The 17,935-nt window shown below is 57.7% G+C and carries 19 protein-coding genes, 1 tRNA gene and 3 pseudogenes; 10 read left to right on the top strand and 13 right to left on the bottom strand.

Annotated features, from left to right (window positions below):
• The first annotated feature begins 47 nt into the window (after positions 1-47).
• The gene (gene recJ / locus ACEWPM_RS15825; RefSeq protein WP_393963119.1) at positions 48-1,790 is read left to right on the top strand and encodes a single-stranded-DNA-specific exonuclease RecJ; all 1,743 of its coding nucleotides are present in this window, start codon (positions 48-50) and stop codon (positions 1,788-1,790) included.
• Positions 1,791-1,905: 115 nt separating this feature from the next.
• Positions 1,906-1,980, top strand: a tRNA-Glu gene (locus ACEWPM_RS15820).
• Between the two features lie 195 nt (positions 1,981-2,175).
• Here the strand turns inward: ACEWPM_RS15820 and ACEWPM_RS15815 are convergent.
• Positions 2,176-2,619: pseudogene (locus ACEWPM_RS15815) on the bottom strand (hypothetical protein); the annotation flags it as partial.
• On the opposite strand from ACEWPM_RS15815, the gene ACEWPM_RS15810 reads away from it, so the two are divergent.
• Positions 2,530-3,426: a hypothetical protein gene (locus ACEWPM_RS15810; RefSeq protein WP_393963118.1), complete on the top strand. Its 897-nt coding sequence runs from the start codon at positions 2,530-2,532 to the stop codon at positions 3,424-3,426. The pseudogene ACEWPM_RS15815 and the gene ACEWPM_RS15810 overlap by 90 nt on opposite strands.
• A gap of 57 nt (positions 3,427-3,483) precedes the next feature.
• Here ACEWPM_RS15810 and ACEWPM_RS15805 read toward each other — a convergent pair whose 3' ends face one another.
• Both ACEWPM_RS15805 and ACEWPM_RS15800 read right to left on the bottom strand, forming a co-directional pair.
• Positions 3,484-3,690, bottom strand: a complete 207-nt coding sequence (locus tag ACEWPM_RS15805) for a hypothetical protein (protein ID WP_393963117.1) — start codon at positions 3,688-3,690, stop codon at positions 3,484-3,486.
• Positions 3,691-3,774: 84 nt separating this feature from the next.
• Positions 3,775-4,110 carry a hypothetical protein gene (locus ACEWPM_RS15800; RefSeq protein ID WP_393963116.1) on the bottom strand — a complete coding sequence of 112 codons (336 nt, stop codon included), beginning with the start codon at positions 4,108-4,110 and terminating at the stop codon, positions 3,775-3,777.
• A 782-nt stretch (positions 4,111-4,892) separates the two neighbouring features.
• On the opposite strand from ACEWPM_RS15800, the gene ACEWPM_RS15795 reads away from it, so the two are divergent.
• Positions 4,893-5,651 carry a hypothetical protein gene (locus ACEWPM_RS15795; RefSeq protein ID WP_393963115.1) on the top strand — a complete coding sequence of 253 codons (759 nt, stop codon included), beginning with the start codon at positions 4,893-4,895 and terminating at the stop codon, positions 5,649-5,651.
• Between the two features lie 31 nt (positions 5,652-5,682).
• Here the strand turns inward: ACEWPM_RS15795 and ACEWPM_RS15790 are convergent, their stop codons facing one another.
• The 4 genes from ACEWPM_RS15790 to ACEWPM_RS15775 all read right to left on the bottom strand — a co-directional run bounded on the left by ACEWPM_RS15790 (position 5,683) and on the right by ACEWPM_RS15775 (position 8,343).
• A complete protein-coding gene (locus tag ACEWPM_RS15790) occupies positions 5,683-5,964 on the bottom strand; it encodes a hypothetical protein (RefSeq protein ID WP_393963114.1) in 282 nt (93 codons plus the stop codon).
• Between the two features lie 220 nt (positions 5,965-6,184).
• Entirely contained in the window at positions 6,185-7,255 is a 1,071-nt protein-coding gene (locus ACEWPM_RS15785) for a phage terminase large subunit family protein (protein WP_393963113.1), read from the bottom strand.
• Positions 7,227-7,832 (bottom strand): hypothetical protein, encoded by a 606-nt coding sequence (locus tag ACEWPM_RS15780; protein ID WP_393963112.1) that lies wholly within the window; start codon positions 7,830-7,832, stop codon positions 7,227-7,229. The genes ACEWPM_RS15785 and ACEWPM_RS15780 overlap by 29 nt, the downstream gene beginning before the upstream one ends.
• 280 nt (positions 7,833-8,112) lie before the next feature.
• Entirely contained in the window at positions 8,113-8,343 is a 231-nt protein-coding gene (locus tag ACEWPM_RS15775) for a hypothetical protein (RefSeq protein ID WP_393963111.1), read from the bottom strand.
• Between the two features lie 63 nt (positions 8,344-8,406).
• Between ACEWPM_RS15775 and ACEWPM_RS15770 the strand changes: the two genes are divergently transcribed.
• Both ACEWPM_RS15770 and ACEWPM_RS15765 read left to right on the top strand, forming a co-directional pair.
• Entirely contained in the window at positions 8,407-8,640 is a 234-nt protein-coding gene (locus tag ACEWPM_RS15770) for a hypothetical protein (protein ID WP_393963110.1), read from the top strand.
• Between the two features lie 62 nt (positions 8,641-8,702).
• Positions 8,703-9,392: a DUF2971 domain-containing protein gene (locus tag ACEWPM_RS15765; protein ID WP_393963109.1), complete on the top strand. Its 690-nt coding sequence runs from the start codon at positions 8,703-8,705 to the stop codon at positions 9,390-9,392.
• Between the two features lie 39 nt (positions 9,393-9,431).
• Here the strand turns inward: ACEWPM_RS15765 and ACEWPM_RS15760 are convergent, their stop codons facing one another.
• The 3 genes from ACEWPM_RS15760 to ACEWPM_RS15750 form a co-directional block, all read right to left on the bottom strand.
• A complete protein-coding gene (locus ACEWPM_RS15760; protein ID WP_393963108.1) occupies positions 9,432-9,620 on the bottom strand; it encodes a hypothetical protein in 189 nt (62 codons plus the stop codon).
• A gap of 308 nt (positions 9,621-9,928) precedes the next feature.
• Positions 9,929-10,159, bottom strand: coding sequence for a hypothetical protein (locus ACEWPM_RS15755; RefSeq protein WP_393963107.1), 231 nt, complete (start codon positions 10,157-10,159; stop codon positions 9,929-9,931).
• A gap of 171 nt (positions 10,160-10,330) precedes the next feature.
• On the bottom strand, positions 10,331-11,500 hold the full coding sequence (locus ACEWPM_RS15750) for an IS5 family transposase (protein WP_393963106.1): 1,170 nt from the start codon (positions 11,498-11,500) through the stop codon (positions 10,331-10,333).
• Between the two features lie 551 nt (positions 11,501-12,051).
• Here ACEWPM_RS15750 and ACEWPM_RS15745 point away from each other — a divergent pair.
• Together ACEWPM_RS15745 and ACEWPM_RS15740 are read left to right on the top strand one after the other, a co-directional pair.
• Positions 12,052-13,022 (top strand): annotated as a pseudogene (locus tag ACEWPM_RS15745) (IS3 family transposase); the annotation flags it as partial.
• 88 nt (positions 13,023-13,110) lie between these two features.
• Entirely contained in the window at positions 13,111-14,073 is a 963-nt protein-coding gene (locus tag ACEWPM_RS15740) for an IS1595 family transposase (RefSeq protein ID WP_393963105.1), read from the top strand.
• Here ACEWPM_RS15740 and ACEWPM_RS15735 read toward each other — a convergent pair.
• Positions 14,030-14,497, bottom strand: a complete 468-nt coding sequence (locus ACEWPM_RS15735; RefSeq protein WP_393963104.1) for a hypothetical protein — start codon at positions 14,495-14,497, stop codon at positions 14,030-14,032. The two genes, ACEWPM_RS15740 and ACEWPM_RS15735, sit on opposite strands and share 44 nt — an antisense overlap.
• A 63-nt stretch (positions 14,498-14,560) precedes the next feature.
• Here ACEWPM_RS15735 and ACEWPM_RS15730 point away from each other — a divergent pair.
• Positions 14,561-14,731, top strand: a pseudogene (locus ACEWPM_RS15730) (integrase core domain-containing protein); the annotation flags it as partial.
• Between the two features lie 138 nt (positions 14,732-14,869).
• Here ACEWPM_RS15730 and ACEWPM_RS15725 read toward each other — a convergent pair.
• Complete coding sequence (locus ACEWPM_RS15725) at positions 14,870-15,112, bottom strand: hypothetical protein (RefSeq protein ID WP_393963103.1); 243 nt, start codon at positions 15,110-15,112, stop codon at positions 14,870-14,872.
• Positions 15,109-15,453: a hypothetical protein gene (locus ACEWPM_RS15720; RefSeq protein WP_393963102.1), complete on the bottom strand. Its 345-nt coding sequence runs from the start codon at positions 15,451-15,453 to the stop codon at positions 15,109-15,111. Before ACEWPM_RS15720 ends, ACEWPM_RS15725 begins: the two co-directional genes overlap by 4 nt.
• A 533-nt stretch (positions 15,454-15,986) precedes the next feature.
• Here ACEWPM_RS15720 and ACEWPM_RS15715 point away from each other — a divergent pair.
• Positions 15,987-17,741, top strand: a complete 1,755-nt coding sequence (locus ACEWPM_RS15715; RefSeq protein ID WP_393963101.1) for a DUF3987 domain-containing protein — start codon at positions 15,987-15,989, stop codon at positions 17,739-17,741.
• The last annotated feature ends 194 nt before the right edge of the window (positions 17,742-17,935 follow it).

The following is a 17,935-nucleotide window of genomic DNA, read 5'->3' as shown; positions in this document are numbered from 1 at the left end:
TGCCGACCGGGCTTGAGTATTTTGGGAACAATGAAAGGGGCCTTTGGATGACCGCCTTTCTGGATGTCGAGGCATCGCTTAGCGGGCGGCGATGGATCGGCCCGACAGCCCTGCAGAATCGCGCCGCCGAGGCCATCGCGCAGGGCAGCGGCCTGCCCCGCGCGGTCTGCATGGCACTGGCGCGGCGCGGGGTGGCGCCTGAGGCGGCCGAGGCCTATCTGGCGCCTTCGCTACGCGACCTGCTGCCCGATCCGCGCAGCCTTTTGGACATGGAAACGGCGGCGCGCCGGTTCCTGGCTGCCGTGGAGGCGCGTGAGCGCATCGCCATCTTTGCCGACTACGACGTCGACGGCGGCACCAGCGCCGCGCTGCTGATTGACTGGCTGCGCCAGATGGGACGCGAGGCGACGCTCTATGTCCCCGACCGGATCGACGAGGGTTATGGGCCCAATGACGTGGCCATGGCGCAGCTGGCCGCCGCGCATGACCTGATCGTCTGCGTCGATTGCGGCACGCTCAGCCATGGGCCGGTGGCTGCGGCAAAAGGCGCGGATGTAGTCATCCTCGATCACCACCTTGGCGGCGAAACGCTGCCCGATGCGCTGGCGGTGGTGAACCCTAACCGACAAGACGAAAGCGGCGATCTGGCGCATCTTTGCGCCGCCGCCGTAGTCTTTTTGATGCTGGTTGAGGCGGGGCGACAGTTGCGCGAGACGGGGCGCAAGGGTCCGGACCTGATGGCGATGCTGGACCTTGTGGCGCTGGCCACGGTGGCCGACGTCGCGCCGCTGATCGGGGTGAACCGCGCCTTCGTGCGGCAGGGGCTGCGCGTTATGGCGCGGCGCGAACGCCCCGGCCTTGTCGCGCTGGCCGATGTCGCACGGATGGACAGCGCGCCCAGCGCCTATCATCTGGGCTTTCTGATGGGGCCGCGCGTCAATGCCGGGGGCCGCGTCGGGCGCGCCGATCTCGGCGCGCGTCTTTTGGCGTGCAACGTGCCGCACGAGGCGCAGGCCATGGCCGAGCGGCTGGACCAGCTGAACTCCGAGCGCCGCGAGATCGAGGCCGGCGTGCAGGCCGCCGCGATGACGCAGGCCGAAGCGCGCGGCCTGGATGCCCCACTAGTCTGGGCGGCAAGCGAGGGCTGGCATCCGGGCGTCGTCGGCATCGTGGCCAGCCGCCTCAAGGAGGCCGCGAACCGCCCGTCGATCGTGATCGGCTTTGACGGCGATGTCGGCAAGGGCTCGGGCCGCTCGGTCGCGGGTGTCGATCTGGGGGCCGCGATCCAGCGACTGGCAAGCGAGGGCCTGCTGGTCAAGGGCGGAGGTCACAAGATGGCCGCCGGGCTGACGGTGATGCGTGATCAACTGGAGCCGGCCATGGCGCGTCTGTCGGAGTTGCTGGCGCGACAGGGCGCGGGTACGGGCGGCGCCGCCGATCTGGCGCTGGACGGCGTACTCATGCCCGGCGCCGCAACGCCCGATCTGATCTCTCAGCTGGACGCCGCCGGCCCGTTCGGAGCGGGATCCGCCGCGCCGCGCCATGTCTTTGCCCAGATGCAGATCACCTTTGCCAAGCGCGTCGGCGAGCGGCACCTGAAAATCCGCTTTGGCGATGGCATCGGCCCGCAACTGGACGCGATCGCCTTTGGCGCCTTCGACGGCCCGCTGGGCGCCGCGCTGGAGGGACATGGCGGCGCGCGCTTTCATCTGGCCGGACGGCTGGAGTTGAATGTCTGGCAGGGCCGCCAATCGGCGCAACTGCGCCTGGAGGATGCTGCCCGCGCCTGACCGTTCGGATCGCCGAGACGCGCGGAAATAATTCGCTGCAGGATAACGATTTGATGCACAAACCCCCTTGCGCACCCCCGGCCTTTTGCCTTAGGAACCGCCTCACGCAGCGAGTGGCCCGTTCGTCTATCGGTTAGGACGCCAGGTTTTCAACCTGGAAAGAGGGGTTCGATTCCCCTACGGGCTGCCACCCTTCGTTTTTATCCCTTATTTTACTGACCATTATGCCCGAATGTGGACCACGAATTTCGGGCCGTGGTCCACTTTTGCCAGAAGCCGCAGTCGCCGCCATGCGCTTCGACGCCGATGCGGCGCTGCCCCGGCGCTTGTATTTCTTTGTGTAGATCGCCGCCGTCTTCGCTTCGGTCCAGCCGAAGGACGCCATGATCTCGAACTCCGATGCGCCGCTCTCGGCCATCAAGGCTGCAACGCCCTTCCGAATCCCGTGCTGCGAGCGGGTGGCCTGCTTCTTGATGACCTTCCGCGTGCCCTTGCCCTCGTAGATCGGGTTGCCATCGGCGTCCTTCGCATCGACACAAAGGCCGGCCTCGATGATCCACTTGCGGACCCGGTTGTCGAGTGAGCCGGATGAGGCGAACGGTTTTCCGTGCTCAGTGAGCAGGTAGGTGTCGCGTTCGTCATGCAACACCAGTTCCGCCGCAAGCATTTCGCCTAAAGGGATCGAGACAAAAGCTGAGCCCTTCTTCGAGGGCTGCCAGTCGAGGTAGCGTTCGCTTTCGTGCGTGGTCTCGTTCTTCTTCCCGAGACGGTGGGTGTCGCCGATCCGACCATGACTGTCATAAGCGAGACAAAACCAGAGCCGCGCCATGGTTCCGGGTTTATGGGTCGTGAGGAACTTTTCGACGTCATCCGCAGTCCACGAGACAGCGCCACCGCCGTCCTTGTGGACCTTCTCTACCGAGAAGACATCAGTGTTCTTGGGATATCCGCGTTTCGACCCCCACTTGTAGGCTGCTCGAAGCGCCTTGATGCAAGTGTCGGCGGCCGCAGTCCGACCGCCAAAGCCATCCTGGATGTGGATGAAAGCTTCTTCCGGGAGATTTGCGTCGAGAGATCCCATGCGGTCGCCGTCGGGATCGATCGTCTCGCAGGCTTGCTTCAGCCCAGTCTTGCGCCCGCTCAGCGTGAGAGGCGAAAGCTTCTCTGCTCTTACCTGTTCCTCCATCCACACGATAAATGCCTCGCACAGCGCGTCAAGGGTGCCCTTCTTGGGGCGCTCCGGCTTCTTAGTCTCAAGTCTCTGTCCAGCTCTAGCCGCATAGTAGTGCTCATGGAAGCCAGGCTCTCCTGGCCCAATCGGGATCGGGATGAGCTTGTTCGGATTACCTTCCATCCGAACACGCCACCGGAGAGTCCCGGCTGCCGTGTAGTCCTCTTTCAGCCCCTTGAACTTGAACTTCATCGCTGTGCCCCTCCCCACTTCTTCGGTTCTTTCACGCTCGGCTCCGAAGGCTCCGAGTTCGCGGCAGTGTTCAATTGTTCCGAGAGGAATTCCAGCCTCAGGCTACCGTCCGGCTGGACGACCATTGCCGTTGGCGTGAGGCCGGCCGCGGTTGCTGCGGCGATAGCGTTGGAAACCGAGGCTTTTGTGAGCTTTGGCGCGGGCATTGATTGAGATCTCCTGTTCAAAAACAGGAGAGGGGTTCGACTTGGCCTGGGCGGAAATTCGGTCTCATGAGAAGGCGTAATCGGCTATCTGTTTGTCTTGTGCGGCGTTTGCCCTGGCGGTGCGGAGCTGCTTGGCGTAGTCGCCGCGGCCGTATGTCTCCATGATCCAGTCGTAAGAGAACCTGTGAACCTGGAAGTCGCCATCTTTCATATCGGACAGGATGAGCATCTTGCATCTCTTGTCTGCGCCGCTCATCGGCAAGCTGGCCATATGCGAATGCCTGGGCCGGCGTGTATTCCAGCGGGTCGCTATGACCCGCTGATTGGAGCCGCTCAACAAGAGCGGCCCATACGCTCACTCTGTCTCGGCTTCCTCTTCCGCCAGATCGTTGAGACCGAGCCTGGTCATGAGCGCGTCCAGATCGGTCAGGAACTTTCCCAGGCGCTCCTCATCTTTCGGCAGGGTTGAATCGATGCATGCGATCAGGATTCCTGCCTCATCAAAGGCAGTGAGCTCTTGGTCAGCGGCAGTGCCAGGCTCCGACCGGGTAGCAGCGTCGATCAGATCGCTGACCGCTTCCTGACCTGATTGCAGGATTGCGGCCGTGATAACTTTCGGATCAGACTTGCCGGCGGAAAAACCAGCGACGAGGACCGGATGCTTCATCAGAAGCGTTGCGATGTCGCCCAACTTCAAAGGAAATACCGAGATCTTGCCGCGATCGAGTGTGATCTTCCTGCCTTGGGGTTTTTACGAGAGATGCGAGTGTGGTCATGTTGATGCCTTTCAAAAGGGATATGCGTCCTGGAGGAGTTCCTGACGCGATTGATTTGTGGGGATTTTGCCTGCCCTAAGGGGCAATCAGGGAAGAACGAACGCCATCCAAAACCGGCGTTTCACGAGACACTCACGTCCTTCTCGGATAGTGTCCGAATCGAAATGCCGATCTCATACGATGACGCCCACGCAATCTTCACTTCCGAGAAGCGGCTGCTAAGGCCGCTGAGGTGGGCGAGTGCTCCCAAAAGCAACAACAAGACCGAGTATCTCAGGAAGCTTGAGGCGCGGGTTCAGATCGAAGCTGGTGTCCCCAGAGGGGTGTTTTTTCGCGTCCTAGTGTATCCGGGGTCTCTGACACACGCGACGTTCCAGTTGGATTGCGACCTACCCTCTGGCCGAACGAACATCGCGCTCTATCGGTTTGAGCTGAGCCCCGTCCGAGCGCATGCGAACAAGCTCTACGGGCCAGAAGACATCAACGGAATTTTCATTGACGCCGGCGTCCCGCACGAACACCTATTCTACGATAGTCTCTGCCAAGACGGTTCCCTGAGGAAGCGGACCGACGAGCAAGCGCGCATCGTCGAAAACCCGCCAAAAGATTTCCCTACCGCACTGGACTACGTTTGTCGTAGAACCAACATCATTAACGGAGGAGACATGCCCAGTCCGGGCGATCAAGGCCAACTGCTGTGAAGACAACTGAAAGCGACACACAAGCTGTTGATAGGGTTAAAAAAGCCCTATCCCGCATTTCCGCAGTCCGCGGATTGGACGGGCGACTCGTTGTCGATGTTCCCGTGATGTATCCCAGCGGCGCGACCGTCGTTGTCGAAGTCGAGCGCAACGGTGATCGATTCTGGGTGTCCGACATGGGGCACGCATTGGTTGAGACCGAATTTGTAGCGGCACAGGATTTCTTCTCAAGTGCTGCTCGAACAGCGGCGGATGAGTATGGCGTTGGTTTCGACGGTCATTCCATGTTTGCTCTCTGGGTCCCAGAAGGGCGACTTGAGGCGGCAATCGTCTGCGTGGCGAATGCTTCGAACAGTGCCTGCTCAGAGGCCATCAGGGCCGCGTCTGACGCGAAGGGACGCAAAGCGAACGAGCACATTTTTGAACGCATTCAAAGCGTGTTCGGACCAAAGATAGTGGCGAAAACTGCCGATATTCAGGGGCGCCATGCCCACTGGGAAGCCCATAATGTGGTGATTTTCCCAAATAGTCAGAAAGCCATATTTGAATCGATGTCGATGCACTCGAACTCGATTTCGAGCCGCTTTCTTATGTTCTCGGATATCAAGGCGGCTGATGATGCAGTGTCACTTAACGCCATGGTGAAAGATCTCGAACGGCTCGATGAAAAGGCCCAAATGGTTGGTGATGTGGCGAATATCATCGCCCTGTCAGCGGGCGATGACGAAATTCGAAAATATGCGATTGCGTCCTGAGGCTGTCAAAAACCAAGAAAGGCGGCTTTATTTAATCGGCGAGCCTTAGGTCCAACTCCCGGATCTGATCGAGCTTTTCGCTCTCCGCGCTGTCGCTCGCCAAAATCACGTCGAGCTCAGCAACCTCGGCGTGGTATGCTGTGCGCGCCGACGCAACCGCGCCACGAACAGCTTGCGCCTCCGCATCCGAAAGAATGCCGAGTGCCGCATTACGCTGATCGTGCTCGGGAGCAGCCAGCAAGATTGCACGTTCAGCACGCGCGCGCATTTTCTGCTTTGACTTGAGCCTTGCGATTTCGAGTGCATCAATCATGCGAAGAAATCCAACATTCCTATGAATGGTGCCTGCGTATCAGTGGCATCGAGAACGACGCTCGACGACCCATAACGGAAAAACATTGGCACAACCCATCTCTCAATTTCAGTGTCGAGCATTGATGTCCCGTCGATCCCGTTCCCGCTTGAGGCACCGAAGCTTCCGAGCATGGCTTGCTGATCAGTTTCCCTAATCCATCCAATTGCGCGATAGCCCGTCAGGCCGGGCGTTGCTTCATGAAATGTTTGGCGAAAAATGCGGCATTTCCCTCATCATCGAAGTTCGTGGGCCTGAACTCGCCATGCAGATCCATCCACCATTTGAGATCGTGGGGGATATGCTCCTGGCAGTGGCGGCAGATATAAGTCGGGTCTTCCGGGTCGGTCTTGTAGTGAATGCCAAACGTCTCACCGCCGCCCCATTCGAGCACCTGGTGCCCCTCGAAGACGACACCATTCTCCACCATCAACTCGCCGAATACCCACCAGTCTTCTCCAGCCTCTTGGAACAGGTCTTCGTTCGCAGCCCTGGAGCAATGCGGGCACGGAACAAAGCGGCGATGTTGCGAACCTCGCTCATACAGACCTTCAATCCTGGAAAAGCCTTTCAGGAGGGGCGTTGAACCGGCAAAGAACTTGGATCCAGGCACGGTCGTTGTCCGCATCTCAGCGAGGTCGACCTTGTCGCCCTGGCCGGACGAGTCCCATCCGTCAGCGTCGACCTCGTCGCAGAAGATGTTGCCGGCGGTGATGCGTCGCAGCTTGTCTGAGGAGAACGCAGACCGAAGATAGACAACCGAACCGTTTGCAAAGAAGCGGTTAAGCTTATCATCCATCGAGATGCCGCCACGGATTTTTGCCAAGGCCTTGATATCCCGCAACATCGGATTGAAAGAGTCCTTAGCAAACTCGCCGATGTCTGCCTCCGTCGGCAGAATGAAAGCCGATTTCGAAGGGTCGTGTTCGGTATAATAGCCGAGGAGGAATGAAGCGATTTGTGTATACCCGACCCGCGCCGACTTCATGAGAGCAGTCTTGCGCCACTCTGGATCCGTCATCAGTTCAAGCATGTCGGCCTGAAAAGGAAACAGGTCGAACTTGCCGCTACGGCTCGATGTCTCGATTGAGTGAACGCCGTGCTTCTCGACCCACTCTCGGCCGTTCAGTTTTGGGGAGGGCTTCAACGCCGAAAGGGCCGCCTTGCGAACAAAGCGGCCCAGAGCCTCACGGCTCAAAGAAAAAGGATCTCTTACGAGTTCCTCAATCCTTGAGGCTGGAAGGGTCAGCATCCGGGATTTCCCCATTGTCGGGAGCGGTGAGTTTTACCTCCTTGGAGATGTCGGCCAGGCAAGCATCAATCTCTTTGCGGATCATGTTCGTTGAGATGCGCGCAGATACGCCTGTCCTGCGCTCCAACTTCTCAGGCAGCTCTTTGTGCAGCCCCATCAGTCTTTCCCTGACAGGGGCAAGATGCAGAGCGACAGCAGGGCCAACATCCTCGATCGGGACCAGGTTGCCCGCATCGTTCGCCAGGCGGAGTTCGGAGCGCAGTGCTTCGGGTACGGCCTTTCTGCGGTCCGCTTCTTCTTTCGGCATGCGCGAGGGGTCGGCCTCAGCGTCGATTCCCATATTGTCGATCTGCTCTTTAAGACGAGCCTCTGCCTCATCTACGGAACGTTCGAGAGACCACTTGTAGAGATCGGGGACTGAGACGATCGCGAGCTTGCCTTTCGCCTCTGGTCGCTCGACAGCTGGAGCGCCACGGTCCAGCCACTTGACAAGGGTTTGACGCGACACGCCGAGCCATTTCTCGGCTTCTGCCAGTGAGCATCGTCTGGGGTCTGTTGGAGATTTTTTAGCTGCCATTTTCCGGAACCTGTTAAGGGGACTACATACCGGATATGCGTCTCTTAACAGGTGCTCGCGGCGACACCCCTATATTTCAAAGGGATTTGCTATACCTGTTGTTGTTAAGGCATTTTCAAAAAATTTTTGAAACCAGAATTCTGCTGCACTGCCCGCCTACCCACTATGTGGGGAGGGGGTCAGGGGCCCCGTCGCCCCCTATGCCTGAATGGAAAGAGCGACCTATTCCGCTCGAGAAGGATATGCGTCTCTTGCGCCGTGTTCGCGCATCAGATCAGAACTATTTCAGATATCCTGTGATCACCCCGATCAAGCCGAGCCCGAGAGCGAAGAAGAAACTGGTGCTGAACATGAAGTTAGCCGGAGGATACAGCCAGCCTATGCCGCCTGTCCAAAGCCCGAACGATAGGAAGAAAGACAGAAAGCCAGCAACATACATAAGTGCGCTGAGCATAATCACACCAAACGCCAAGCCAAAAGCAATATCGAGGGTCTTGTATATATACTTCATGCGGCCCGGATAACTTAGTGATATCAGGGTGTCGACCGATTGCATAAAAACAGGAGATAAACAATGAGTTGGCCACCCAAACCGACACCAGGACACAACGTCGACCAAACGATCTCGAGAGATGAATGGGAAAAGGTCGAAGTGCATGGTGTTGAAATCGAAGGCATTGACGACGAGGGCTTTCTCAATGTCTGGCGACCGGAAGGTGGCGAGCCAATGAAGATTGATGCAGAAGCTCTGTTCGGCCTTCTACACACGCATTTTGGCATCAAGCATCACAATCCTGCCGACGACTGAAAGCCTTCGTCATACGAATGAATTCCAGGCGTTCGTGGGCGGAGAAAAAAGGGAGGTCAAGGGTGGGAAGAAAGCGGATATATTACTTCACTTCCGACAAATATGGCTACCTCAGCATCAAAGACAGAAGGCTGAAACTGTCATTCTCGACTGAAGTAAACGACCTATTCGAGCTAATGCCTTTCGATTTTGGCAACCATGCCACGGGCAAGAAAAACAGATACGCCTGGCGAAAAGCAATCGTCGGTCACTCGATACAACAGGGCTTCATTTCCTTTTCCGAGCGGTGGGACGTTCCCACCATGTGGGCACACTATGCCAACAACCATCGCGGCGTTTGTCTCGGATTTGATGTTCCAGAAGAGAAAGCCACCAAGATCGAGTATGTGACCGACCTTATCGGGATGGATTCACGGGTCCTCACAGATAGCGAATACAATCGCCGTATGACCGATATCGCGAAAAGGACGAAGAGCGGCCACTGGGAGTATGAGGCCGAATGGCGTATCTGGTGCGACCTGACCCCTGGTGAGGCTCATCGGAGGAAGAAGAAACCGCCAGAGTTGTGTTACCTAAATTTCGACGGCGGACCGATATTGCGGGAGGTCCTTTTCGGTTACAGATCTGGTCTATCATCGGCCGGACTGAAGCGGCATCTGGAAGGATCGGATAACGTGGAATTCACGACCGTTCGCCCGTCCTTCCGCGAGTTCAAGATGGTTCCACAGCGCAACACGCGATACCAGAAATAGGCACCGCTTCTGTCGAGATCTCGCGCCCACCAGTGAAAATCATGCGACCGTCTTCGTCTTGCGCCAGAACTCAAGGCAGGCGTGGTTGGACATGGCGGCGATCTGTGTTTTGACCTCGATCGCGGCTACCGTCTGAGCTGTTTTCATTTGGGCGTCAGTCATTGCCGCCACGCTTGGGGCGTCTGAACCCTCATAGGCCATACCGAAGAACCAGAACTTGAAGTGCATCCACCAATCCTGGCGGGCGTCAGGATGCAGTCAGGCGACCTATCAAGGATCTCCACATCCGCCGGATCAATCTCGATTTTCATTGCGCACCACCGGCCCCGGTCAGTCCGGAAGTGTCAGTCCATTCATCATGAGGGTCGTCGATTGGGCGCATCAGGACTGCCCTCCGCGCATCAGACGATATTCACCATATCGCCCGCAATCTCGCCACTCGAACCGCTCAAGCCAAACCCATTGACCTTCGATCTTGCACGGCCAGAAAGCAAACCCAGTCTTCCATGTATTGTATGGCTTTGTCTTCCAGCGCATCACCCCTGCCCTCCCTTCTTCTTCACCGACGATCCGCCGACGGGCGTGTTTGTTTCGCTCCAAGTCCATTGATTTCGATTGGCATCAGAAAGGCCGCAGTCATAGCCTCGATCGAAGCTATCGACCTCCTCCATGGCCCTCGCTGCCCGAACGGAGGCCCAAAGGACCATTGCGGCGAATGCGAGCACGCCGAGGGTGATGATCAAGGTGTTTATGTTGTCCGGGGTCATGCCGCACCTCCTTTCTGATACCCGCCCTTTGGCGTCCTGTATTTTACAGACGCGAACATTAGCAGGCTGCTGAAGAAGTCGGTCTTGAAGGACGTTGTTCCTGCCGCCACGATTTGAAGTCGGTTCTCTACGGCATCGGCGGCAGTCGCCTGGTCTGGATTGCCTTTTCCGTCAGACCGCCAGGAGCTTCGGGAGCCTGGCCAGATTGCACGCCGCCATGGTCATCGTGAACTGCGCGCGGACCCTGTCGAGGCCGCGGTGAACGGTCTGGGCCATGCCGCCCACCGTCTTGGCCCAGCCGAAGGATTCCTCGATCTTCTTGCGGCGCCGCTGGGACAGGGCGTAGCCGGGATGCTGGGTGGTCCGACCATCGATGGCGGAATGCCGGGTCTTCTGCGCGACATGCGGCGTCACCACCATCCGCCTGAGATCGGCGACGAAGTCGGCACTGTCATATCCCTTGTCCGCCCCAAGCGTCAGGCGCCGGGTCGAGCCCGGTGAGTGGCGATTGATCATCTCGAGCGCCGCCTTTCGCTCGCCATGCCCATCGGCATGGGTCAGGTCCGCCTGCACGACCAGGCCGTTTCGGTTCTCCATCAGTGTATGGCCCATGAAGCACAGCATCGCCGCGGCGCCCGGTGCCTTCTTATAGAGACGTGCATCGGGGTCCGTCACCGACGCATGGGTCGCGTTCGAGCGCTTCTCGCCCCGGAAGTTCACTTCGGCGTTGCGGGGCTGGCGGGGCGTGTCGGGCATCGGCTGGGTCTCGGTCTGCTGGTCGGTGTCTGCGGGGGGCTCTTGGGTTGGTGGCGGCTGGCCGCCGGGATCGTCGTCGTGATCGGGTGGCGGGCTGTCCTTCGGCTGAAAGCTCTTCATCGACGCCCACGCCTTGACCAGGGTGCCGTCCACCGAGAAGTGCTCGGCCGAGAGCAGCGGCCGGACCTCCGGGTGTGCCAGGATCGCGGCCATCACCTTGCGAGACATGTCCGTGGTCAGCAACCGGTCGCGGTTCTTGGTGAACACGGTCGGGACCCAGACCGGATCGTCGATGCCGAGCCCGACGAACCACCGAAACAGCAGGTTGTAGTCCATCTGCTCCATCAACTGCCGCTCGGATCGGATCGAGAACAGGATTTGTAGCAGGCCCGCTCGGATCAGGCGCTCCGGTGCGATGGAGGGGCGGCCAAAGTCGGTGTAGAGCGCGCCAAACTCGGCATCGAGGCTCGCCAGCGCGTCGTTGACGATCCGGCGGATCAAACGCAGCGGATGCCGCGCCGGAACGCGCTCCTCAAGATCGACATAGCTGAACAGCGATCCCGCCGCCTCGTCCGTCCCGCGCATCGCCACCCCCGCTGCCGCCGTAACAAGGGTGAATCATGTTCTCGAAACCGCGTCGAGACCGGTGTTTTTCAGCAGCCTGTTAAAAGGCGCTGATGAGAGGAGAGCTGAGACCAAGCATCATATACAGTGCCTAGCTCGTTATCCGACGGTATCGACATGGGAACGGTCGATCGGCCGAGGTCTTGACCTTCTTTCTTTGAGAACATCCTCACACGCAGAGTGTTTGGCTCAGACCCTGGGCAAATAGGAGCAATAAGGATACCCCGGTTATCCCCACGCGCCTGAACTTCGACCTCGCAGACCGGAACATCAGATCTCCAAGTGACGCGATTTCGGAATGTATCACCACCTCCTGTCTGCTTGTCTTTCTTGTGGTGATAAGTATTTAGTCGCCTGAAACCCGATCCAAAGCACTCAGTCATCATCCCTGAATAAATACTCAACAAGAAACTCCGACACGATCTCTTGCCGCTTCCCAGGCGTTGGAGTGCCCCCACTGAAGTGGTCCACCTTTTGGGATAGGAATATCCCGTTTTCAGGAGGACGACGAGATGGCAGGCAAACGCGAGAAGCCCGAGGATATCGTGCTGAAGCTACGGCAAGTTGAAGTGCTGCAAGGCCAAGGGAGTTCGGTCCAGGAGGCTGTGCGTCAGATCGGCGTGACGGTTCAGACTTACTACCGGTGGCGCAAGCAATATGGGGGGATGAGCCGCGATCAGCTCAAGCGGCTGAAGGAGCTCGAGGCCGAGAATACCCGCCTGAGGCGCGCGGTATCGGATCTGACGCTGGACAAGATGATCCTCGCGGAGGCCGCCCGGGGAAACTTTTAAGCCCTTCCCGCCGCAGGCAATGCATCGACAATGTGCGGCAAACCCTCAGCGTATCTGAGCGCCGGGTGTACCGCACATTGGGTCAGCATCGCTCTACGCAGCGCAAGGTGCCCTGTGGACTGCCGGACGAAGTCCGGCTGACAGAGGACATCACCGCGCTGGCCGAAGAGTATGGGCGCTATGGATACCGCATGATTACCGGGATGCTGAACAACAGCGGCTGGCATGTGAACCACAAGCGCGTGGAGCGGATTTGGCGGCGGGAAGGGCTGAAAGTCCCTCAGAAACAGCCCAAGAAAGGACGGCTCTGGCTGAATGACGGATCGTGCGTGAGGCTCCGACCGGAGCGTCCAAACCACGTCTGGTCCTACGACTTCGTTCAGGATCGGACCCACGACGGGCGGGTCTTCCGCACGCTGAACATCATCGATGAGTTCACGAAGGAGGCGCTTGTGATCAAAGTCAAACGCAAGCTCAACTCCGTCGACGTGGTCGATGCCCTGACTGATCTGTTCATCCTGCGCGGCCCACCGGAATACATCAGATCAGACAATGGCGCGGAGTTCATTGCAAAGAAGGTGCGCGCCTGGATCGGAGCGGTTGGCGCAAAGACGGCATTTATAGCCCCCGGGTCACCGTGGGAAAACGGCTACTGCGAAAGCTTCAACGCCCGCTTCCGGGATGAGCTGCTACGGTCTTAGGTAGCAGATGCACCAAAACGCTTGTCGCAGCCCTCGCTTGAGAACATAGTGTGAACATACGTCACACTGTGAGGTGATCATGGCTCAACATTTCCTGCTCTCGGCGGCTGCACGAACCCTTTCGTTGAAGACGATTTACTCCGAAGGTGAGGATGCAGCATACCGACGGTTCTGCCGCCTGCGGTGGCCGGAGACGGAGGGCGCGGCTGTGTGCCCGGTTTGCGGATGCCTCGATATTTATGACCTGACGACTCGCCGCCGCTTCAAGTGCGCGGCATGCCATCGCCAGTTCAGCGTGACCTCCGGGACCATCTTTGCATCGCGCAAACTGGCTTTCGTCGACCTGCTCGGCGCGATCTGCCTCTTCGTGAATGCCTCGAAGGGCCTGTCGGCGGTGCAGCTCTCGCGGGATCTCGACGTGCAGCACAAGACGGCGTTCGTGCTCATGCACAAGCTGCGCGAGGCCATGACGGCGGAGACGTGTGAGGCCCGTCTCGACGGCGAGGTCGAAGTCGATGGGGCCGCATTCGGAGGCCACGTCCGGCCAGCCAACCTGCGCGAGCAGCGGATCGACCGGAGACGACTTGCCAACCGCAGCGGCAAGCGCCGCGTGGTCGTCGTGCTGCGTCAGCGCGGGGGCCGGACACTGACGCGGACCTTCCTTCGAGAAGCCCTGGGCGTGGACTTCGCCCGAGAAAGGATCGAGCCTGGGAGCGTCGTCTCCGCGGACGAGATTGCCCATTGGGATCTGCTCGATCGCGATTTCGACATGCAACGGATCAACCATTCCGAGGCTTACAGTCGCGGCGGCGCGCATACCAACCTCGCCGAGAGTTACTTCTCGCGGCTCAGGCGCATGATCGGTGGCCAGCATCTGCGGGTCGAAGGGCGTTATCTCAACGCTTATGCCGCCCACGCAGCCTGGCTCGAAGACCATCGCTCCGAGAGCAACGGAACCCTGGCGGATCGCCTGATCGGAGGGGCACTGGCCGCGCCGATCAGCCGGGCTTGGAAGGGCTACTGGCAACGACGCGCAGCGTAATCGCGTCGCCAGCTGCCCAGACGCACATGCCTTGCCGCTTCTCCACCATGCGCACGAGCTTGCGGCGCTTGGCGTGACGCAGCGCCTGGACGACCTTGAACACCACGGAGTTTCGCAGCGCGGTATCCGTGATCTCGAGATCGCGCTCGATCATCACCCGTTCAGCCAGTTCCCGCGTCGTCATCTCCGTGCCAGCGCCGAGATGCTGAACGCAGATCTCGGCGATCTCGCCCTTCTTGAAGAACCCGTGGCTCACGATGTATCGCGCCCGCTGGCGCTCCGGCGCCGAGAACAGCTCGATGGTCGCGTTCACGTGGACAAGGTCGTGCTTGGCATGCGCGATCTGGGCCTCGTAGGCCTTGATCTGCCCGAGAATCTCGGCGCGCTTTTGCTTCAATGTCTGGACAATCAGGAGCTCGCTCATACCACCGATTGCACCCTAAGCCGCCATTTCGGTCCATCCGTCAATTTGGTGCATCTGCTACCTAAGACCGAGCTGCTAAACGGCGAGGTCTTCACCACGTTGCGCGAGGCACAGGTCCTCATCGAACGCTGGCGTCGCCACTACAACACGGTCAGGCCGCACAGCGCGTTGGGCTACCGACCGCCGGCACCTAAAAGCATCGTCCCGATAGACCAAAGACCGACCATGCATTAACATTCAAACTGGACCACTCGATGGGGGCACTCCAGCGTCACAGTGCGCAAATGCAGTAGCTGATGAGCCGACATACCGATTTCGCACAAACGCTCATCAGAGGCGCGCTCAGCGACTCTCTGATGTCATCTTCATATGTCATTGGTCGCCATGCCTGGCTGCGAGAAACTTGCCAATAAGTTCGAGCCTCTCATGTGCCGAAAGTCCATTGATATAATCTTCGAGCAACTGCGCGTAGAGATCGTGATTGAAGTCCGCCTCAGATGTATGTGCCGCCGCTTTGGTATCGAAAACTCGGACGCCGCAATATGTGACCGCGACATCCACCCCATCACCCCGCACGAAGCCAACAAGATCCGGGTTGCACCGAAACTCAATCATATGCTTGCCCTCCAAGACGGAGAGAAAAATTGAATAGCTGCAATACGCTCATGCTCCGAAAGACAGACAGATGAAACAGATAGAATGAATAAGACTTCGACTCCCGGAATCCATTCGATGTAGTGTCCGCGTTTCTCCATCGACCAGCGCGCCACATCGACTACTGGGCAATCCCTGCGTATATGAGAGCTGTAATCTGCCATCAGCATTCCGATGCCTTCCGCTCGCTTCTGACATGCCGCGAATAACAGGATCGGCCTTTCGCCTGGGAAAAGATGCTCGCACCAGGCGGTCGCGAGGGTGAGGTCGTCCTGAATTCGGTCTTCGGGGTCTTGGGTCATGTGGGCTCCTCGCTTGTGAGGAGAACATTGGCCAGTTCATGAGATCACGAAGGAGAATTTTCCTTTTCGACTGCCAGGCCAGAGTCAATTTCACACATTTTACAAAGCGAACTTCGAGATTTCCGCGAATTAGCGCGAATTAAATCCCTACAATTCCACTACTTACAAAAATTTCACACGTTTCGCACTTACGCGCGTGAAGGTATTTGGTGGGAAGTGTGTGATTTCATAAGGCTGAGTATAGAAGAAGATTGAAAATGGGAACTTCATCATTGCGCGCGCAAGTGATTTTCTTGTGAAGTCTATATAAATCAGCAACTTGGGAGGCGACTAAAAGGGCTCGAGTTCTTGCAGATACATTTTTATTTTTCATTATTTTCAATACCTTAGTAAACTTCCACACACTTCACACGAACACCCCTTGCATTTTTGTGAAAATAGCATTTTGGATGGCATTTTTCCGATCCTAAGTCCCAAGGACGAGACAGAAAACGTTCTCGTGTTAATAACAAAAAGACCATGGGGTATGGGTAATGTCAGATATGAAAGAAATCGAGTTCGAGGAAGCGTTCGAGCTGGACACGGGCGATGAAGACTTTGCGGACAAGATCAATGATGAAACATCTTTCGAAGAGGTTGTCGATGAAGAGATCGAGCAAGAGGAAAAAAGCGATCCGCGTGATCCCGTCGATTTTTTCGGCGACGCCAGCCTGACTGGTAACCCTATTCTTGAGCGCGGAACCCTTCCTGATGTGATATGGGATTTCGCGGAAGACAATGCCCGCTCGATCGGGACAAACCCAGAGGCCATTGCAGCTGGATGCCTTGTTGCTGTCGCAACGGCGATACCTGAAGGCTTCACAGTTCAGCCAAAGCTTCATGTCAAGAAATGGCGTGAGAAGCCCATCCTCTGGTCAGGTCTTTCTGGTAACTCCGGCGCCAACAAGACAGCTACAATGAAGGCTCCTTTCGCGCCGATATTCACAATCCAGAAGAGTCTCGTCGAAGAAAACAAGGAACTGGCTAAGGGCTACAAAAAAGATATGCTTCAGTGGAAGGCCGACTGCGCTCATGCTGCAAAAGAAGGTCATCGCATCCCAGATGAGCCCGAAAAGCCCATCATGAAGCGTCTTTTTATGAAAGATGCAGGACTTGAGAAGTCAATCGAGATATGCGCTGACAATCCCCGCGGCGTCGCGATTTTCCGGGACGAAATTGCGGCTTGGATTGGTGGTTTCGGAAAATACAATGGCGCTGGTGATAGCGAAAAAGCGACATGGCTTGAAGGCTATAACGGCGATCCGGCTACGGTCGATAGAATGTCACGTGAAGTCCATTGCGATAGCTTTGGAGTGAATGTTTACGGGGGCATTCAAGATGATGTTGTCCGCAAGCGGCTTTCAAAAATGGATGCCGACGGCTTCATGGCTCGTTTTTTGTTTGTGAACCCGCGCCCGTGCTTCGGAGAGGACTTCCTGGAGAACGAGAATGCAGAGCAGGCATACTCTGATCTGATCCAGAAGATTTACGATCTCGAACTCCCTCATGCGCATTCTGAGAAAGGCTGGGCAGTCCAAATGACTCCAGAAGCTGCGGCGATGGGTGCTGATCTCCGTATGCAGCGTATGCTCATCCAGAAGCTGCCGACGATCGACCAGGGCCTTTCGGAGCATCTCTCGAAGTGGGACGGTCTTTGGGCGCGCCTGTGCCTTATTCTTCACATGATCAAATTCGTTTCGGACGATGTCTGGACGCAAGAGGAGAGCCCGCTCTGCGATGTTTTCGAGACTTCGACAGTCAAGGACGGGGATGTGAAGACAAAACAAGGTGAGTTGAAGACCCCTGCTCGCAAGATATCCGAGGAGACCGCAATCCAAGCGCGCGACCTGCTTGTGAAATTCTTCCTGCCTGAGGCCGTCCGGATGTATACGCAAGTGCTCGCAACAGATGACAACATGCAGCACGCACGCTGGTTGGCTGGGCATATCCTGGCCCACGGCGTCAAAGAGATCACTGTATATCAGATCGGCCGGATATACCGTCCGCTCGCAAAAGATCACAGGGCGCTCGGTGAGGCAATGAACGCCCTCGAACTCATGGGTTGGCTTTGGTCGGACGGCGGCAAAGCTGCGGTCGGAGACTTCCGCAAGATGAAGTGGACGATCAGCCCGCGCGTTCATGTGTTGTTTGCCGAGCACGCAAAGGCCGAGAAAATCAGGCGGTCGAAAGCTGTTGCTGAGATACGTGAAGCAAAGAAAGCTGCCGATAGACTTCGCATCGGTACTTGATCAGATGCCGGACCGGCGGCAAATCCGGATCATACCTCAACTTGCCCCCGGTCTCGGCCGGGGGTCTTTTCGTTCTCCCATCAGCCACAACATCTTGCGCCGTCCAGATCACTTCCCACAAGAGAACGAATCGGGTATAACTTGACCCACGGGAAACCGAACCCCGTCAATGATAATTGTAGAGGCGCGACAAT

Source organism: Roseovarius maritimus (assembly GCF_043355895.2).
Classification (GTDB): Bacteria; Pseudomonadota; Alphaproteobacteria; order Rhodobacterales; family Rhodobacteraceae; genus Roseovarius; species Roseovarius maritimus.
This window is presented reverse-complemented; position numbering and strand designations above follow the sequence as displayed.

Bases quoted from the DNA above. Each gene is read 5' to 3' on its own strand.
- recJ (WP_393963119.1), top strand. From the start codon at position 48: ATGACCGCCTTTCTGGATGTCGAGGCATCGCTTAGCGGGCGGCGATGG.
- ACEWPM_RS15805 (WP_393963117.1), bottom strand. From the start codon at position 3,690: ATGGCCAGCTTGCCGATGAGCGGCGCAGACAAGAGATGCAAGATGCTC.
- ACEWPM_RS15790 (WP_393963114.1), bottom strand. From the start codon at position 5,964: ATGATTGATGCACTCGAAATCGCAAGGCTCAAGTCAAAGCAGAAAATG.
- ACEWPM_RS15785 (WP_393963113.1), bottom strand. From the start codon at position 7,255: ATGCTGACCCTTCCAGCCTCAAGGATTGAGGAACTCGTAAGAGATCCT.
- ACEWPM_RS15780 (WP_393963112.1), bottom strand. From the start codon at position 7,832: ATGGCAGCTAAAAAATCTCCAACAGACCCCAGACGATGCTCACTGGCA.
- ACEWPM_RS15775 (WP_393963111.1), bottom strand. From the start codon at position 8,343: ATGAAGTATATATACAAGACCCTCGATATTGCTTTTGGCTTGGCGTTT.
- ACEWPM_RS15770 (WP_393963110.1), top strand. From the start codon at position 8,407: ATGAGTTGGCCACCCAAACCGACACCAGGACACAACGTCGACCAAACG.
- ACEWPM_RS15760 (WP_393963108.1), bottom strand. From the start codon at position 9,620: ATGCACTTCAAGTTCTGGTTCTTCGGTATGGCCTATGAGGGTTCAGAC.
- ACEWPM_RS15755 (WP_393963107.1), bottom strand. From the start codon at position 10,159: ATGACCCCGGACAACATAAACACCTTGATCATCACCCTCGGCGTGCTC.
- ACEWPM_RS15750 (WP_393963106.1), bottom strand. From the start codon at position 11,500: ATGCGCGGGACGGACGAGGCGGCGGGATCGCTGTTCAGCTATGTCGAT.
- ACEWPM_RS15740 (WP_393963105.1), top strand. From the start codon at position 13,111: ATGGCTCAACATTTCCTGCTCTCGGCGGCTGCACGAACCCTTTCGTTG.
- ACEWPM_RS15735 (WP_393963104.1), bottom strand. From the start codon at position 14,497: ATGAGCGAGCTCCTGATTGTCCAGACATTGAAGCAAAAGCGCGCCGAG.
- ACEWPM_RS15725 (WP_393963103.1), bottom strand. From the start codon at position 15,112: ATGATTGAGTTTCGGTGCAACCCGGATCTTGTTGGCTTCGTGCGGGGT.
- ACEWPM_RS15720 (WP_393963102.1), bottom strand. From the start codon at position 15,453: ATGACCCAAGACCCCGAAGACCGAATTCAGGACGACCTCACCCTCGCG.
- ACEWPM_RS15715 (WP_393963101.1), top strand. From the start codon at position 15,987: ATGTCAGATATGAAAGAAATCGAGTTCGAGGAAGCGTTCGAGCTGGAC.